The 18,092-nt window shown below is 40.3% G+C and carries 16 protein-coding genes; 11 read left to right on the top strand and 5 right to left on the bottom strand.

Annotated elements, in window-relative coordinates; all coding sequences use genetic code 11:
* Positions 1-27 precede the first annotated feature (27 nt).
* The 4 genes from H8S90_RS06760 to H8S90_RS06745 all read left to right on the top strand — a co-directional run bounded on the left by H8S90_RS06760 (position 28) and on the right by H8S90_RS06745 (position 5,125).
* The gene (locus tag H8S90_RS06760) at positions 28-612 is read left to right on the top strand and encodes a non-canonical purine NTP diphosphatase (RefSeq protein ID WP_187341804.1); all 585 of its coding nucleotides are present in this window, start codon (positions 28-30) and stop codon (positions 610-612) included.
* A gap of 4 nt (positions 613-616) precedes the next feature.
* Complete coding sequence (locus H8S90_RS06755; protein ID WP_187341803.1) at positions 617-3,094, top strand: PIG-L family deacetylase; 2,478 nt, start codon at positions 617-619, stop codon at positions 3,092-3,094.
* Positions 3,095-3,103: 9 nt separating this feature from the next.
* Entirely contained in the window at positions 3,104-3,301 is a 198-nt protein-coding gene (locus tag H8S90_RS06750; protein ID WP_187341802.1) for a hypothetical protein, read from the top strand.
* 111 nt (positions 3,302-3,412) lie between these two features.
* The gene (locus H8S90_RS06745) at positions 3,413-5,125 is read left to right on the top strand and encodes a sodium:solute symporter (protein WP_187341801.1); all 1,713 of its coding nucleotides are present in this window, start codon (positions 3,413-3,415) and stop codon (positions 5,123-5,125) included.
* A 19-nt stretch (positions 5,126-5,144) separates the two neighbouring features.
* Here H8S90_RS06745 and H8S90_RS06740 read toward each other — a convergent pair whose 3' ends face one another.
* The 4 genes from H8S90_RS06740 to kbl all read right to left on the bottom strand — a co-directional run bounded on the left by H8S90_RS06740 (position 5,145) and on the right by kbl (position 8,525).
* Positions 5,145-5,726, bottom strand: coding sequence for a TetR/AcrR family transcriptional regulator (locus H8S90_RS06740; RefSeq protein ID WP_187341800.1), 582 nt, complete (start codon positions 5,724-5,726; stop codon positions 5,145-5,147).
* Positions 5,727-5,730: 4 nt separating this feature from the next.
* Positions 5,731-6,138: a hypothetical protein gene (locus H8S90_RS06735; RefSeq protein ID WP_187341799.1), complete on the bottom strand. Its 408-nt coding sequence runs from the start codon at positions 6,136-6,138 to the stop codon at positions 5,731-5,733.
* A gap of 10 nt (positions 6,139-6,148) precedes the next feature.
* Complete coding sequence (pheS, locus tag H8S90_RS06730; RefSeq protein WP_187341798.1) at positions 6,149-7,195, bottom strand: phenylalanine--tRNA ligase subunit alpha; 1,047 nt, start codon at positions 7,193-7,195, stop codon at positions 6,149-6,151.
* A gap of 139 nt (positions 7,196-7,334) precedes the next feature.
* The gene (gene kbl, locus H8S90_RS06725; protein ID WP_187341797.1) at positions 7,335-8,525 is read right to left on the bottom strand and encodes a glycine C-acetyltransferase; all 1,191 of its coding nucleotides are present in this window, start codon (positions 8,523-8,525) and stop codon (positions 7,335-7,337) included.
* Between the two features lie 61 nt (positions 8,526-8,586).
* Here kbl and H8S90_RS25920 point away from each other — a divergent pair, with 61 nt between their 5' ends.
* The 7 genes from H8S90_RS25920 (at position 8,587) to H8S90_RS06695 (ending at position 15,645) form a co-directional block, all read left to right on the top strand.
* Positions 8,587-8,763 (top strand): hypothetical protein, encoded by a 177-nt coding sequence (locus tag H8S90_RS25920; protein ID WP_222852255.1) that lies wholly within the window; start codon positions 8,587-8,589, stop codon positions 8,761-8,763.
* Positions 8,764-8,794: 31 nt separating this feature from the next.
* Positions 8,795-9,277, top strand: coding sequence for a DinB family protein (locus tag H8S90_RS06720; protein WP_187341796.1), 483 nt, complete (start codon positions 8,795-8,797; stop codon positions 9,275-9,277).
* Between the two features lie 178 nt (positions 9,278-9,455).
* Positions 9,456-10,028, top strand: coding sequence for a Crp/Fnr family transcriptional regulator (locus tag H8S90_RS06715; protein WP_187341795.1), 573 nt, complete (start codon positions 9,456-9,458; stop codon positions 10,026-10,028).
* A 161-nt stretch (positions 10,029-10,189) separates the two neighbouring features.
* Positions 10,190-12,652, top strand: a complete 2,463-nt coding sequence (locus H8S90_RS06710; RefSeq protein WP_187341794.1) for a DUF5686 and carboxypeptidase regulatory-like domain-containing protein — start codon at positions 10,190-10,192, stop codon at positions 12,650-12,652.
* Between the two features lie 250 nt (positions 12,653-12,902).
* Positions 12,903-14,450, top strand: a complete 1,548-nt coding sequence (gene xseA, locus H8S90_RS06705; RefSeq protein ID WP_187341793.1) for an exodeoxyribonuclease VII large subunit — start codon at positions 12,903-12,905, stop codon at positions 14,448-14,450.
* Positions 14,443-14,661 (top strand): exodeoxyribonuclease VII small subunit, encoded by a 219-nt coding sequence (xseB, locus tag H8S90_RS06700; RefSeq protein WP_187341792.1) that lies wholly within the window; start codon positions 14,443-14,445, stop codon positions 14,659-14,661. The genes xseA and xseB overlap by 8 nt, the downstream gene beginning before the upstream one ends.
* A 114-nt stretch (positions 14,662-14,775) precedes the next feature.
* Positions 14,776-15,645 carry a TraB/GumN family protein gene (locus H8S90_RS06695; RefSeq protein WP_187341791.1) on the top strand — a complete coding sequence of 290 codons (870 nt, stop codon included), beginning with the start codon at positions 14,776-14,778 and terminating at the stop codon, positions 15,643-15,645.
* Between the two features lie 53 nt (positions 15,646-15,698).
* Here the strand turns inward: H8S90_RS06695 and H8S90_RS06690 are convergent, their stop codons facing one another.
* Positions 15,699-17,846, bottom strand: coding sequence for a prolyl oligopeptidase family protein (locus H8S90_RS06690; RefSeq protein WP_187341790.1), 2,148 nt, complete (start codon positions 17,844-17,846; stop codon positions 15,699-15,701).
* Between the last annotated feature and the right edge of the window lie 246 nt (positions 17,847-18,092).

Genomic DNA, 18,092 nt, shown 5'->3' with positions numbered 1-18,092 from the left:
TGTAAAAAAGAAATAATATTAAGAAAAATGAACAAGCTCGTATTTGCCACAAACAATCAGCATAAGCTATCTGAAGTACAAGCAATGGTAGGAAAACTGTTTACCATAAGTTCACTCGCCGACATGGATATTATAGAAGACATCCCTGAAACAGCCGACACATTTGAAGGGAATGCCTCGCAAAAAAGCGCTTATATTCTCCATCATTATCAGTTGGATTGCTTTGCGGATGATTCAGGACTGGAAGTAGAGGCACTTCAAAATGAACCTGGGGTGTTTTCAGCCAGGTATTCCGGCACACGGAATATGGAAGCCAACATTGACCTCCTTTTATCCAGATTAGGCAACAACATGAACCGTAACGCACGTTTTCGTACCGTTATTTCATTACGTATTGATGGTGAACATCATTTGTTTGAAGGAACGATTAACGGTATTATCACTGATGAACGTATAGGTATTGAAGGTTTTGGTTACGATCCCATATTTATTCCTAACGGTTATGATAAAACATTTGCGGAAATGGCCCCTGAGGAGAAAAACAGCATTAGTCACCGTGCTATTGCAACAGCCAAACTTGTATCATTTCTTAAAGACAGGAACAATATATAGCCCTATGATTTATAAGAAAATTGTACTCTTATTTGTTTTTCTTGGTTTTATTACTAGCCTTTCTTTCGCACAACAGGCTTCTCCAAATAATGCTGCATTTATTCGGTTAAAGATAAAAAAGCTAAACACCTTGGGGAGTGTCTTATATTTTGCAGCCCATCCTGATGACGAAAACACGCGCCTGATCGGTTGGTTAGCCAATGAACAGTTATATCGTACCGGCTATTTATCCTTAACCCGTGGCGACGGGGGGCAAAATCTGATTGGTACAGAGCAAGCGGAAGAACTAGGCTTAATTCGAACTCAGGAGCTTCTTGCGGCCCGACGTGACGACGGAGGTGAACAGTTTTTCTCAAGAGCGAATGATTTCGGTTTCTCTAAAACATTTGACGAGACATTTGATATCTGGAATAAGGATAAAATTTTGTCCGATGCCGTTTGGATAATACGTAACTTCCAGCCCGATGTAATTATTACCCGGTTCCCCGGTGACCCGAGAGCAGGTCATGGCCACCACCAAGCCTCCTCACTGATTGCCCAGGAAGCTTTTGAAGCAGCCGCCGATCCGAAGCGATATCCCGAACAGCTTGCCTATGTAAAGCCCTGGCGAGCCGAGCGACTACTATGGAACACCTACAACTTTGGAAGTGCCAACACCATCAAGGAAGGACAATTAAGAATAAACCTGAGTCAATATAATCCATTGTTAGGCCATACCTATGGTGAAATAGCAGCCATTAGCCGTACAAATCACAAGAGTCAAGGTTTCGGTTCCACCGCCCAACGAGGACAAATGTATGAATATTTTGAAACCTTAGCAGGAGACCCGCTCAAGGAATCTCTGTTCGAAGGCATAGACATTGGGTGGTCAAGAATTCCCGGCACTGAAAAGATACAGTCTCTTGTTGATCATATCTCTTCTAGCTTTGATATGGAGCACCCTGAATATGCTGTTAAAGATCTAATTAAGCTCCTGACGGAAATAGAAAAGCTGGGTGATCATTATTGGGCCAAACAAAAGGCAAAAGAAGTACAAGACATCATCATTGCTTGTGCGGGCATCTGGATAGAGAGCTATGCCTCCGGCCCAAAATATGCCGTTAATGAAGTCGTCGATGTAAAAACTGATATTGTCTTACAAGCTGAAAATATCCAAGTAAGCTTATTGTCCCTTCACACAGAAGGAAACGACGACGCAATAAAAGATCGGAAAGAACTTATTTATAGTAAGCTCGAAAGTTTCTCCACAAACCATCGTGTAAAGGATATCACACAACCTTATTGGCTTCTGCAACCACATAGCTTAGGATCTTTTACAGTTGAAGAGCAACAGCTCATCGGATTACCCGAGTCTGATGATCTCCCTCAGGTAACGGCCTTGTTTTCAATCGAAGGAAAGACAATTACTTATCAAACACCTATTGTTTATTCTTTTAACGATCCGGTAAGGGGAGAAATAAAAAATCCGTTGGTTGTCGCTCCACCGCTAACGCTTAATCTTGAACAAAAAGCAGTTATTTTCAACGGCAATCAACCGAAAGAAATCGAACTATCGTTAACAGCCAATACGGATCAGGTATTGGCTAAAATTAGCCCCATATTACCCGAAGGCTGGAAAATCAGCCCCAGTTCTTTTGACGTAGACCTTAAACACCGTAACGACGAACAATTAGTCACCGCTACCATATACCCTCCTGAAAACCCCGCAAGTACCGACTCCCTAACCTTTCTTGTTTCGTATAATGGCCATGAAGAAAAAGCCAGATCATTGCGAGCAATCAATTATGAGCATATTCCTCAAATTACTTGGTTTCCTTTAGCCAGTGCTAAACTGAGTAAAATAGAAACAAACGTTTCTGCCAAACGTATTGGATATATTTCTGGAGCAGGTGATTTAGTCGCGCAGTCTCTACGTGAAATTGGTTTAAGGGTAGACATACTCAGTGAGAACGATGTTATGCACCAAGATCTTTCCATTTATGATGCCATTATCACGGGCATTCGTATTTACAACGTAAATAACCGCATACGGTTCATGCAACCAAAACTGCTCGATTACGTAAAAAATGGCGGTACGTTAGTTGAGCAATACAACGTAAGTGGGGGACTAAAAACAGCAAATATTGGCCCTTACCCTTTTCGTATATCCCGTGACAGGGTAACAGACGAAACAGCAACCGTTTCGTTTAGCGATACTTCAAATCCTATTTTGCATTATCCGAATATAATTAATCAAGAGGATTTTGAAGGATGGATACAAGAACGGGGCCTATATTTCGCAGACGAAGTGGACGACCGGTATAAACAGCCATTGCAAATGAACGATCCGGGTGAACCGGTCAGCAATGGCGCTTTATTGGTAGCCAAATATGGCAAAGGTAAGTATGTCTATACTTCCTTAGCTTTTTTTAGACAATTGCCTGCCGGAGTACCGGGAGCATACAGATTATTTGTAAATTTGCTGGCTAACGAAAACAATTAACATATAAAAATGGAGACTCAAGAACAAAAAAAAATTAACACAGACAGGCTATTCTATATCATTGGAGCTTTTTTTGGAACCCTAACAGGTGGTGTTTGTACTGAATCTTTCTGGGGAGCTTTTGGGGGCTTGGTTATAGGTTTATTTATTGCCATGTTTTTTTTAAATGTATTAGTGAAGCGTAAGAGTGAAGAAGAATCGGCCTAAAGACAATGGCTTACCCCCTTTTGTAAATAGCTGGCACCAATTTTATTTATTGGTGTTGACTTGGTTATTTATTCTAATTTTGTCGTTTTACTTATTCAAAATCTATTTTGAATGAGTTTAATCGATTGGATAGTACTCTGCTGTACCCTTATAATAATTGTTGGCTATGGTGTTTTTAAAAGCCGTGGCAACAAAAACATTGATGGTTATCTATTAGGAAGTAAGTCGCTCCCATGGTATCATATAGGCTTTTCAGTGATGGCTACCCAAGCCAGTGCCATCACCTTTCTATCTGCGCCAGGTTTAGCATATACTTCGGGGATGAGTTTTGCACAATTCTATTTCGGAGTTCCGTTGGCAATGATTGTACTCAGCATCACTTTCGTACCTATATTCCATCGGATGCGCGTATTTACCGCGTATGAATATCTGGAAAAGCGATTCGATGTAAAAACGCGCGCCTTTACTGCTTTTCTATTTCTATTGCAAAGAGGCTTATCTACTGGTATTACTATCTACGCCCCTTCTGTTATATTGTCCAGTATATTACAGGTCAACGCAACCTATACCACACTACTTATTGGCTGTATTGTAATATTTTACACCGTTTATGGCGGTACAAAAGCCGTATCATATACGCAATTGCTTCAGATGGGCATCATTTTTATAGGACTGTTCCTAGCAGGCGTGATGGTTGTACACCTTTTACCGAAAGATATTGGCCTAGTCAAAGCCCTACATATTGCCGGGAAATCAGGCAGGGCAAATGCGATCGATTTCTCCTTTGATTGGAACAACCAATATACTTTATGGAGTGGACTAATAGGTGGTTTCTTTCTACAACTTTCTTATTTTGGCACAGACCAGAGTCAGGTAGGTCGATACCTCACAGGGTCTTCTATCCGTGATAGTCGATTAGGTCTACTAATGAATGGTTTGGTTAAGGTTCCTTTACAATTTTTGATTTTAATGATTGGCATATTGGTTTTTGCCTACTATCAATACAACCAACCACCACTGTTCTTTAATAAAGTGGAATTAAAGAAAATAGAGCAGAGTCCTTATCAAACTGAGCTCACCAAAATCAAAGAAGATTATGCTTCGATTTTCGATGAAAAGCAAGCGCAGATAGATCGTTTAAGCGCAGCATTGGATAATGATGACAAGCAAACCGTCAACGATGTACGACAACGGTTATCTGCTGCTAACGAAAAAACTTCAACCATTCGAAAAGAGTTGACAGACCTGATGGAAAAAAATGATCCAAAGGCCGATACAAACGATAACAACTACATATTCCTTAACTTTGTTACGGAAAAACTGCCAAAAGGGCTCATTGGTCTGCTCATTGCAATTGTTTTTCTAGCGTCCATGGGATCTACCGCCAGTGCGTTAAACTCCTTAGCCTCTACAACTGTGGTAGATATCTACAAACGGTTCATTAACGACAACGGTAGCGATATTAAGTACTTGAATGTTTCTAGAATAATGACGTTTTTTTGGGGCGTATTTTCTATCATTATTGCTTTGTATGCGAGCAAACTAGGCAATCTCCTAGAAGCCGTCAATATTTTAGGATCGCTCTTCTACGGTACCATCTTAGGCATATTCGTTGTCGCCTTTTACCTGAAATACGTCCAAGGAACAGCTACGTTCGTTGCTGCCATCCTTACAGAAGCGCTCGTTATTTTATGCTGGAAATTTGATCTGATGGCATTTTTATGGCTCAATTTGGTAGGTTGCGTTTTTGTCGTGATCATTGCTTTAATGATACAATATATCAGAAACATTTTAGGCCGGCCAAGCGAATTACCAAATCGGTAACGAAACTGTCTTTCTTCGGCTAACTGTTCCTTACAGTAGCTTTCACAAGGTACGGTAGCAATTCTTTTTGGAAAGAAACAAAATACTTGCGCACGTCGGCTACACTGACTGCAGTAAAAGCAAAAGAAAAAACAATACTCTTACTTGATTTTATCAGGAACACTAGGTTTTCCTTAGGTATACGGGAATCTATTACGCTACTTTCATTAAAAGAGCTGATCAGTAAATTTTCCAAATCATCTGAGAGTGTTTTTAGGTACTCCTGCGCATTGGCTGATTCGCGTATAAAATCCCATCCAATAAACTCATTGCAAATGGTGTAAGTCAGCCTACTAACCTTTAGGATAAGGTTACTTAAGTACGTTTCCTGATCTGTCTCCGTACTCGGGTTATGAATTAAATCATCAACACCAACGCGTATATAATCCATTAGGATGGCATGTAGCACCATCTCTTTACTGTCAAAATATTTATAAATGGTCGCTTTAGCAATTTTTGCTTTTTTCGCGATTTCATTTACGCTGGTTTTATTGTAACCGTAACGCCTAAAAAGCTCTTTGGCCGATCGTTTAATGCTTTCTTTTATTTTATCTGCTTCCATCTAGCTAGTTTAAAACTCTAATAATGTTTCCCTCCCATCTAACTTCGTAAGGTTTCAGTGGCCGCTCAGCCGGTGCTTTTGAGGGCATACCATTTCTGATATCAAACTTCGCTTCGCTACATGGATCAACTATGATAATCCCTGTTGAATCGACTTCCACAGCACATCTTTTTTCTGGATTAACAGTACTACACCTATCAAAAGCCACAATACCGTTCCCCGTATTATAAACCAAAATACCAGCAACACCTCCTCTGGCAGAAGTTGCATAGCCCCCTGCCGCAACTAACTGGTGATATTCATTTAAGGAAAAAACTTCATTCACGAACACTTCCGGAATACCGTAATAATCCTTTTGGCAGGCACAAATCGCCAAAACCAAAGGGACGAACAAGCAGCGAAGCGTTTTCATTGTTTTTCACCTAAATAATTTCCGTTTCGAACTGTCTTAGGAAACGAATGTCATTTTCTGAAAACAACCTTAAATCTTTAATTTCGTATTTTAAGTTGGCAATGCGCTCAATTCCCATCCCAAAAGCAAATCCTGTATATTTTTTCGAGTCTATACCACTATTTTCCAATACATTGGGGTCTACCATCCCACAACCTAGAATCTCCACCCAACCTGTGTATTTACACATATTACATCCTGCACCCTTACAGATAGTACAAGAAATATCCATCTCCGCCGAAGGCTCGGTAAAGGGAAAATAAGAAGGTCTGAAACGCACCTTGGTACCCTCTCCATAAAGCTCCTGTACAAAGTGGAAAAGGGTTTGCTTCAAGTCAGCAAACGAAACCCCTTCATCTATATACAAGCCCTCTATCTGGTGGAAAAAACAATGGGCTCGGGCAGAAATAGCCTCGTTTCTATAAACCCTTCCCGGCATAATTGCTCGGAAGGGCGGTTTACCATTTTCCATCATACGAACTTGTACCGAAGAAGTATGTGTACGCAATGCAATATCGTTCCCTTGTTGCTTCCGGATAAAAAAGGTATCCTGCATATCGCGCGCAGGATGTTCTTCTGGAAAATTCAGTGCCGTAAAATTATGCCAATCATCTTCAATCTCCGGTCCCTCTGCAACTATAAATCCAAGCTTTTTAAAAATCTCCACAATCTCTTTTCTAACCAACGAAAGTGGGTGGCGGCCGCCAATAGTAAATCCTGGTCCAGGCAATGTTAAGTCCTGTGAAACATTTTGTTTGGTTGACAATTGTGTTTCGCCAAATTTTACTTTCATCTCGTTAAACCTTGCCTCTACGGCTTGTTTAAACCCATTGAGCACTTTCCCCAACACACGTTTTTCTTCATTCGAAACTCCCTTAAACTCTTCGAACAAATTTTTCAGAATACCCTTTGCCACCAAGAACCTTAACCTAAAGTCTTCCACCTCCTGCGCAGATGTTGGTTTCCAGTTTTTTAACTCTGCGGTATAGTGATCTATTTTCTCTTGTATATTACTCATTTTTTTCACAGATATCTTGGGATAATTTGCGAGCAGATATCTCTCATTTTTTCGAAGAGGCACCCTGCATTTATTGTGTGTGCAAACTTAGATAAACTCACCTTCACGTGCAAGTTTAAAACCCTTGCAGGTGATATGACTAATTTATTACCCCCAATTCCTTTCCTACTTTAGTAAACGCGGCAATTGCTTTGTCTAAATGTGTTTGATTGTGGGCTGCTGACAGCTGCACACGAATGCGGGCTTTCTCTTTTGGCACCACGGGGTAGTAAAAACCTATAACATAAATACCTTCTTCCAACATTCTGGCTGCAAATTTCTGTGCCAACTTTGCATCATAAAGCATTACGGGCACGATAGGATGGAAGCCTGGTTTTATGTCAAAACCGGCAGCCGTCATTTGCTCTCTGAAATATTTGGTATTATACTCCAATTGATCGCGCAGCTCGGTTGTCTCACTTAGCATATCAAGCACAGCAACGGAAGCGCCAGCAATGGCAGGAGCTAATGTATTGGAAAACAGATAAGGTCTTGAACGCTGTCTCAACATATCTATAATTTCTTTTTTCCCGGAAGTAAAACCTCCTGATGCACCGCCTAACGCCTTACCTAAGGTACCTGTGATAATATCTACCCTATCGATTACATTAAAATGTTCATGTGTACCTCTACCTGTTTTTCCTATAAAACCAGTACAGTGAGACTCATCAATCATTACCAATGCCTCATACTTATCAGCTAAGTCGCAAATCTTGTCAAGAGGAGCGATCACACCGTCCATGGAAAAAGCACCATCGGTGACAATAATGCGATGCCGTGCATCTTTAGCCGCGATCAGTTGCTTTTCCAAGTCCTCCATATCTGCATTTTTATAGCGGAAACGTTGCGCTTTACACAAACGAACGCCATCAATAATCGAAGCATGGTTCAACTCATCAGAAATGATAGCGTCTTCTGCTGTAAATAAGGGTTCAAAAACTCCACCGTTTGCATCAAAAGCCGCTGCATACAAAATCGTATCTTCCGTGCCCAAAAACTGAGAAATCTTCGTTTCCAGTTCCTTATGTATATCCTGCGTGCCACAGATAAATCTCACAGAAGACATACCGTAGCCATACGTATCAATTGCGTCTTTTGCCGCGGCGATCACCGTTGGATGGGAAGATAGACCCAAATAATTATTTGCGCAGAAATTTACTACTTCCGCATCACCCTGAACTTTTATATCTGCTCCCTGTGGAGAAACAATGATACGTTCACGCTTATATAAACCAGCCTGCTCTATATCGGCCAACTCTTTCTGTAATACGGGTTGAAGTGTTTTGTACATATATCTAAGATTTGGGGTAAAAATACAGAATTCATAAGAAAAGCCGAAAGGTTTAGTGTCAATGGTTTGGAATTTCGCTTTTAAGCATTTTGGATACGCTACGGCAGCGGAGCGTGCCCAGATCCAGACGTGGGGCAACGGGCACAAAACCAATTTTGTAAAAAGCGAAATTCCAGCGGCAACAGCCAGCCTTGTAAAGATATTAAATGATTTTTTATCTTTACGCCTCGCGGCTTAGTACGTTGCACATATTTTAAAACCTATATTTTATGAACAACCCTTTGATAAAAAATCTTGTAAAACAGCTTCAGGAAGTGCAGGACGGTGATCTATGGATTGATGAAAATTTCAGTAAAAAAATTGACCATTTAGAAGAAGATGAGGCCCTAATGAGACCCATACCTGAAATGCATAGTGTAGCCGAAATCATTTCTCACTTATTGGAATGGCGCAAGTCAACGATCATTAAATTAAATGGAGGGGCTAGCACGCTGACAGAAAAGAGCCCAGAAAATTGGAAATCTAATGATGAACTAAAGAAAATAGGATGGAAGCAATTGAAAAAAGACTTTTATGCTTCGCAGTATAATCTGATTCGTCTTATAGAAGTTAAGGATGATCAGTTTTTAGCGCAAAAATATCTTGACACGTCTTACACATATCAATATTTCCTAGACGGTATGATTCATCACGACTGTTATCACTTAGGGCAAATAGGTATTGCTATTAAACTATTGAAAATCCAAGCATAAGAGCAATACAGCACCTTGTTATAACATAATTTTAAGGAATCTGATTTGCAATAATTTTAGCTAAAAGCCGTTTTACCCGAATATCCACTTTTTGTATAACTCCTTAACTTTGCCAACATAAACAAGCTGCAGAAACAGTTTATGATCTCTTACTCGCCATTGATATACACAAGCATTTATGACTTATAAGATTGAAGATTATTTTGAAAAAAAAACAGGCCATCCTTCAGATGAATGGGGAGTTTTCATCAATAAACTCACTAAAAAAGTCGTTCCAAAAAAAACTGTTCTGCTTGCTGCGGGCGATATAGAAAACTACTTAGCGTTCATTGAGCAAGGGTCCGTACGCTTTTATATGAAGAATGCCGAAGGAGAGGAAAACACCTTTTCCTTTGTTTTTGCCGGCGATTTCTTCAGTGCTTATGATTCGTTTCTCACGAGAAGTCCATCTACCTATTTTATTGAAACCTTAACCGACACCATCGTCTGGCAGATCGGCCATGTTGATTTACAGGATGTTTATCGGAATACAAAGATTGGCAATACCATTGGCCGACTTGCAGCGGAAGATCTTTTCTGCAAAAAGATTAAACGGGAACTATCCCTTTTAAATGAAACTGCAGAACAACGCTATTACCACCTTTTCAAGCAGCGGCCGGAGATTATACAGCATATTCCGTTGAAATACATTGCTTCTTATATCGGTATTACACCGCAAGCCCTGAGCAGGATCAGAAAACGAATTTCTTAACCTAGGTTCGGTGATTTAGGCGTCACTACAATTATTTTTCATCTTTTGGATCTATTTCCCGCGATAAAAAACTGAAGATACGCTACTTTAACATAATTTAACGGCTAATATGCGTAACGTTTTCTATGTTTTTTTCATCTTATACAATAAACGCGAAACGGATGAAGCCCCTTTTTACGCTCAACTTGCTCTTTTTTATTATCTATACAACAGCTGCTCAAACGTATCTAATCAGTGGAAAAATAGTCGATCAGCAAGGAAATCCCATTCCTTTTGCCAGTGTTTTTAAAGCCAATACAAGCGTAGGTACATCGGCTAACAGCGACGGTTACTTTAAACTAAAATTGACAGAACCAATGACAGAGCTGGTGGCTACTGCTGTAGGTTATCATCCAAAAACTATCCAGGCAAACGCATCTATTAAGGATTCGCTTGTTATCCAGCTTGCAATGGCATCGTACATGCTGCAAGAGGTGGTTATTGGTAATACCGAAGACCCCGCATATGCCATTATTCGTCAGGCCATAAAAAAGCGTTCCCATCACCTAAATGAATCAGGCCCATATCATGCGCATGTATATATTAAAGGCTTACAACGTTTAATAAAAGCCCCCAGGAAGTTTCTTGGTGTAGATATCGATGAAATAGGTCAAGAAATAGGCTTAGACTCCAATAGGCAAGGTATTATCTATTTATCAGAATCGGAATCGAACATTACCGTCAACCCTCCCAAAGATTTTAAAGAAAAAATGATCAGTTCAAAAGTTTCGGGAGATAATAGGGCTTTTAGCTTTAACAGAGCATCTGAGCTTCAACTAAATTTTTATGAAAATTACCAGCAGATTATCGAAGGGCTCAGCAACAGACCTTTTGTTTCACCTATTGCCGACAACGCCTTCTCGTATTACCGTTATGAGTACCTCGGTTCCTCAGATGAGGACGGTCTTATCATCAATAAAATCAAGGTTATTCCAAAAAGACCTGCAGAGCCGCTCTATAAAGGGGATATTTATATTGTAGAAAATGATTGGCGTATCCATAGCGTGAACTTGCTGCTCGACAAAAAGTCGAGTATAAACTTCGTTGACTCATTAAACATTAAGCAGTTATTCACGCCCATAACCAATGATGTATGGATGCCATCGAATATTCAATTGGATTTTAAGGCAGGGGCATTGGGCTTTCATGTGGGTGGTTACTTCACGGCCATTTATCAAGACTACGCGTTTATCGATACTATACATAAAAGAACATTCAAAGAAGCCTTGAACATCAGTCGGGAAGTCAACAAAAAAGATACAGATTATTGGAACGGCAATAGACCTATACCATTGACAATGGAAGAAGTAAACGATTATACTTTTAAAGATAGTCTACGCCAGCGACGTGAATCGAAAGCCTATCTCGACTCAATCGATCAGAAAAACAATCGTTTCAAACCCTTGGGTTTTCTTCTGGGAGGTTATAATCACCGCAACCGTTATAAAAAGGAGTATAGTCATTTTGGAGGCTTACTTCCTTCATTACTTTTCAATAGCGTCGAAGGTTTAGCGGTCAATTATCAGGTGAATTATTCCCGACAGATCGACAGCACCTTTAATCGTTACCTGCGTGTGGGTGGTCGGATTCGTTACGGTTTTGCGAATAAACGTCTCCATGCAAACGTCCAAGCTAACATCCCTTTAAACGGCCATAGCTTGACCTTTTCAGGTGGTCGCGATGTGTTAGACCTGAACAATCGCGGATCACTACCTGTGCTCTTTAATAGCTTGTACACCCTGTTTGCTGGCGAAAACTATCAGAAACTGTATGAAAAGACCTTCGCGACCGCACATTGGGACTATACACTACCAGGTAACGTCCGCCTAGGGCTACAGGCAGAATGGGCCCGCAGGCATTGGCTACCAAATGCTACAGCATTTACCTTTTGGGATCGTAACCGGCAGAAGCTAACATCAAACAATCCGCTCTCGCCAACTACAGCTGTTCCCCTCTTTGAGGATAATGATGCTGCAAAAATCGATGTTAATCTCAGCTATAACTTCTCCAACCGTTACGAGACATACCCAACCGGCAAACGGTATTTGCCATCAAAGTACCCTACACTTAGTTTACATTATACCAAAGGGCTAAAGGGGATATTAGGTTCGGACGTAGATTACGACCTATTGACACTGAGTGCTTATAAAAGCGATATTGTCCTAGGTATGATGGGTAAGCTTTCCTTTGCAGCTCACGCTGGAAAATTTCTCCGTAACAACACCTTATTTTACCCCGATTACAGGCATTTTAACGGCAACCAAATTTTATTTGTAGACCAACAGTTAAGCTCTTTCCTGGCACTGGATTACTATCAATTCAGCACAAGATCAAGTTTCCTTGAAGCTCATACCGAATATAATCTAGCCGGTTTATTAACCAGTAAAGTCCCGTTGTTACGAAAGTTCAAGCTGGAAGAGATCATTGGCTTACACTACTTACATACTCCTGAGTTAGGCGATTACGGCGAACTGCATGCGGGCCTGCAGTGGAAAGTGCTTCGTGTAATCTATGCACATGGCAGAAGTAATCACTCGCTATTGAACGGGACGAATACCATACGGATCGGGTTAAAATTATTTTAAGAAGACTAAGTCCAACATGGATTAATTCTCTTGACATTTTTGCATGCCGAAAATTTGCTTGGACGCTCCGAACGCTTTATCCAACTCATTTTTCTATTTTTTAGGATTTCATATCAAGTCCACACCTAAACCTCATTGGTGCTCGTACAGCGGTCGCATTTTCCAGCTACTCATTCGGTAGCTGAAAAGTAGTTTTTCGCTAGCTTAATAAAAGCCGATTAAAAATACCGGTATTTGATTATCTTTGATCATGCCCGAGATCATAGCAGAGAAAACCATTTTCACTTTAGCGGAGGTAGCACGCAGTATCCAGAAAACCCTTCAAGATCGTTATCGGAGTGTTTATTGGATCAAAGCCGAAATGAACAAACTTAATCATTATTCGCATTCCGGGCACTGCTATCCTGAGCTATTGGAAAAAAAAGATGGAAAGGTAATTGCAGAAATACGTTCCACCTTATGGAAGGGGGATTACCAGCGCATCAATCAGCACTTTTTGGAGCTTACTAAAGAACCTTTAAAAAACGGTATCCGAGTGTTACTCCAAGCATCCATTACCTATGACCCGATTCATGGGTTGAGTTTGCATATCGTAGACATTGATCCTTCGTTTTCTTTGGGAGAGCTGGAGCGGGAGAAGCAGCTCAGCATCGAAACGCTCAAAAGTCATGGCATATTTGATAACAACAAACAACTATCTTTTCCCCTGCTTCCAAAACGGATAGCCATCATCTCCGTAGAAACAAGTAAAGGGTATGCGGATTTTCTGAAAATAATAGACGGAAACCCTTATGGTTATTATTTTGAACATCAGCTATTTCCAGCTTTGTTACAAGGTGATAAATCCGTTTCTTCCATCATCAAACAACTTAAAGAAGTTGCTAAACATGCTGACCATTTTGACGTTGTTGCTATTATCCGTGGTGGAGGGGGTGAAATAGGCCTATCCTCCTATAATCATTTGGATTTGGCCACAGCCATCGCCACTTTTCCTATTCCTGTAATTACTGGCATAGGTCACGCTACCAATGAAACTGTTTCTGAGATGGTAGCTTATAAAAACGCGATTACCCCGAGTGAGCTTGCAGACTATCTCATGCAGCATTTTCATCGCTTTGCGCAACCAATAACAAATGCAGAAAAAGTATTGCAGCTGAAAACTAAACAACTCTTGCGTGAGAAAAACGAAGCTTTAGAAAGCACTATTAAATATTTTAGAATCTCAACCCTGAATATCGTTAAACATCATAAACAACAGACCTCTTCACTACTCATCTACCTGCTGCAACACAGTAAGTACCGTTTGGCCCACGTGCGAAGTACATTTAGACAAAATGAAAACCAGTTATTGGTTCAGACCAAACACGTTATCATTAACGGACAAAGTAATATCGGCCATTTAGCGCAACGGCTAAAAAGGGAGAACGTACATTTAGGAAAGCATTTTAAGAACAACCTGCTACAATTAAAGGACAGGCTTACCGCCCAAGTAGAATTAACCTCGACAGAAAATCAATCCGTGCTTAAGGACGCAGAACACCGTCTCTCTCTACAAAGTAAATCGTATTTACAGCTTAAGCAAAAAGACATAGGCAGCTGGGAACGTCACTTGTCTCTACTCGACCCCCATCAGGTACTTAAAAGGGGGTATAGTATTACACTTAAAGCAGGCAAGGCCATCACTGATGCATCAACGGTCAATATGGGAAACCAAATAAAAACTATTTTTGCCTTTGGAGAAGTTCAAAGTGAGGTTACCTTTGTAAAAGCAAGCAAAAAAACAGACACTCATGAGTAATCAATTATCCTATACAGCAGCTTTTGAAGAATTAAAGACCATCGTAGAAGAAATTGAAGATGGAGAAATAACCGTTGACGATCTTTCTGACAAGGTAAAGAGAGCTGCTTTACTCATCAAAATATGTAAGAGTAAGTTAACGGAAACCGAAGCTGATGTAAACAAAATCCTGGAGGACTTAGATCGCGAGGGTACCGGAGAAGAATCTTAAAATCTTGTTTCTGTTATAATTTTTCTTTTCCTATCTAATCACTTAACCCGTTCTTACAAAAGAATTAAGAACGAACAGCATGCAAAATAAGCCGAAACCAAAAAAAAGAAACGGATGAAAAGAATGCTCCCCTTATTTACACTCCAGCTGCTAGTTGTATTTTTTTACTCATTCGCTCAATCACCTACGGAAAAAACCAACCTGTGGAAAATAAGTGGTAAAGATCTAAAAGAACCTTCTTATTTATTTGGAACTTTCCACCTATTATGTCCGGAAGATCTCCAGGTTAGCAATACCTTAAAAAAGCGATTTGATAAAACACGTCAGTTATTCCTAGAAATAGATTTTTCAAACCCAAATATAGGTGTGCAGATGACCCAGGCAATGACCATGCGCAACGACACCACTTTACATGATCTATATGATCAGGAAACTTATGACAGCGTGAGTAGGGTAATAGAAAGGACAACACATGTAGGCCTTGAAATGTTTAACAAAACAAAGCCTTTTGGCCTGTATGCTGTTATTCTGATGGGCGCGCTGGAATGCCAACCAGCTAGCTGGGAACTGAATTTGGTAAAGATGGCCCAAGAAAAGAACATGCAGATTAACGGCTTAGAAACCGTTGAGGGTCAAGCCGCAATTTTTGACCGCATCCCCTATATTTTACAGGCGAGACAATTAAAGGAAATGGCCTTTAATATAGACAGTACCCGCGGGGAGATTCAGCATTTAATTACTATTTATAAGGACCAAAACATACAGGCTATGCATAACAGGATAACAAACGATCCGTTAATGGAACGATTTTTAGGCCCGATGTTATATGACCGGAACACCCAGTGGATCTCTACCATTATCCAGCAAGCTAAAGAAGCCTCAACTTTTTTTGCCTTTGGCGCCGGTCACCTGGGAGGAGATAAAGGTGTTATCGCCCTTTTAAGAAAAAACGGGTATATTGTTTCACCAATTTTAGAAGAATAGCAAAACTAAAATAATGGTGGACAGATCGATTTTATTTACTGCCCACCGTTATTTTATTCCGTATAGGAATGATTCATATTCTGAAACATGAATGCCCACTTATCGGCCTGTTCCTGAATAATCATCGCAGTAGGCTTACCGGCTCCATGTCCCGCTTTTGTTTCAACGCGGATGAGCACCGGATTTTCTCCTTTGTGGTATTCCTGTAAGCGGGCAGCAAACTTAAAACTATGTGCTGGCACCACACGATCATCGTGGTCTGCAGTGGTAACCATCGTTGCGGGATATTCCGTTCCCTCCTTTAATGCATGATAGGGCGAATACTGGTACAAATATGAAAACATTTCCCCACTTTCATCGGCAGTACCGTAATCAAAGGCCCAACCAGCTCCCGCCGTAAATTTATGATACCTTAACATATCAAGTACGCCTACAGCTGGGAAAGCAACTTTAAACAACTCCGGTTGCTGGGTCATAGCCGCTCCGACCAACAACCCTCCGTTTGATCCACCAGAAATAGCTAAATTATCTTTTGATGTGTAGTTCTCCTCTATCAGGTATTCTGCTGCAGCGATAAAATCATCAAACACATTTTGCTTTTGAAGTTTTGTCCCCGCCGTATGCCACTCTTCACCGTACTCACCCCCACCTCTTAAATTGGCTACAGCATAAACACCTCCCTGTTCCAACAACAGCACGGTTGAGACATTGAAAGACGGCGTTAAACTGACATTAAATCCGCCGTAACCGTACAACATAGTCGGGTTGCCGCTATCTAAAACAATGCCTTTCTTATGTGTAATAATCATCGGTATCTTCGTGCCGTCTTTAGAGGTATAAAAAACCTGCTTCGATTCATAATCATCCGGATTAAATTGTACGTCTGGCTTTTTGTATACATCAGAAGTTCCAGACGCGATATCATATTTGAAAATAGTAGCAGGATAAATATAGGACGTAAACGAATAATATAATTCCTTTTCTGTTTTTTTTGCACTGAACCCATTGGCTGTACCAACGCCTGGAAGCTCAATTGTCCTTTCCTCATTACCATTTCTATCAAATTGCTTCACAAGGGAAGTAGCATCCTTAAGGTAATTGGCAAAAAGCTTGTCGCCGCCAATGTTTATGCTCATTACGTCTTCTGTTTCCGGGATAAGGTCTTCCCATGTTTCTGGCTTAGGATTATTACTATCTGCCGTTACCAATCGGTAATTAGGTGCTTCAAAATTGGTATAAATAAAAAGCTTTTCACCATCGTTATCCAAAACGCTATGATCCTTATCAAAATTATCCACAACCTGAACGATTTTCGCATCAGCCTTAGTTAAATCTTGCACATACAGTTCATTTCCGCTGGTAGTATTTGCAGCAGATATCACTAAAAAGCGCTCATCTTCAGTAAGGTAAGCACCAACATACCTCCGTGGCGTAGCGGCGTCGCCGAAAATCAGCTTATCTTCTGTTTGTGACGTTCCCAGTTTATGGAAATACAATTTATGATATTGTGTTAATCCCGACAAAGCGCTCCCATCTTTCGGTTTATCATAACTACTGTAATAAAAACCTTCATTACCTTTCCAGGCGAGGCCAGAAAATTTGATATCGACCAGCGTGTCGCCAACTACCGATTTATCTTCAGCCTTTAAGACAATTACTTTACGCCAATCAGACCCGCCCTCGGAAATTTGGTAGGCAACCAAACTGCCATCTTTGCTAAAATTAATTCCCGCCAAGGAGGTTGTCCCATCCGACGAAAATTTATTTGGATCAAGAAAAACCTCACCATCATCCTTGCCCTCTTTCTCTCGATACAAGACCGACTGGTTTTGTAGCCCATCATTTTTGAAATAATAGGTATAAGCGCCTTCTTTAAAAGGTGCAGAAACTTTTTCGTAGTTCCATAGTTTTTCTAAACGCTCTTTCATAGCATCACGAAAGGGTATCTGCGAGAGATAATCATTGGTTACCTTATTCTCTGCTGCAACCCAAGCTTTGGTATCAGCAGCAGTATCATTCTCCAGCCAACGGTAAGGATCAGCCACTTCTTTTCCGAAATAATTATCTACCACCTCTTCTTTTTTTGTCTCCGGATAAGGTTCTAGTTTCATGTCGTCCTTTGGTTCAATGGTTTTTTGATTATTGTTACAAGCAGTTATTGTCGCCCCTAATAATAATAATCCTACGTATGTTTTTAACATGTGAATAAATTATATGATTACTGAATATTCGCCCAATATTACAAAATAAAAACACAAAAAAGAGGTGCTGGTGTTCTTTCGAAGGCAGAAAGGTAAAAGTTTTTTTTGGTCTATCTTTTCTTTGTTTACACACTACGTTAAAATAATTGTAAAAATTAACTCAATATTATGTATTTTTTTATTTTTTCCTCACCTTTAACATAAAATACTTAAACCCAGATTCTGCGTTAGGAATCCAAACGAATG

It is taken from the genome of Olivibacter sp. SDN3 (assembly GCF_014334135.1).
GTDB lineage: Bacteria > Bacteroidota > Bacteroidia > Sphingobacteriales > Sphingobacteriaceae > Olivibacter.
The sequence above is the reverse complement of the archived record's forward strand: the minus strand, read 5'-3'. Positions and strand labels throughout refer to the sequence as shown.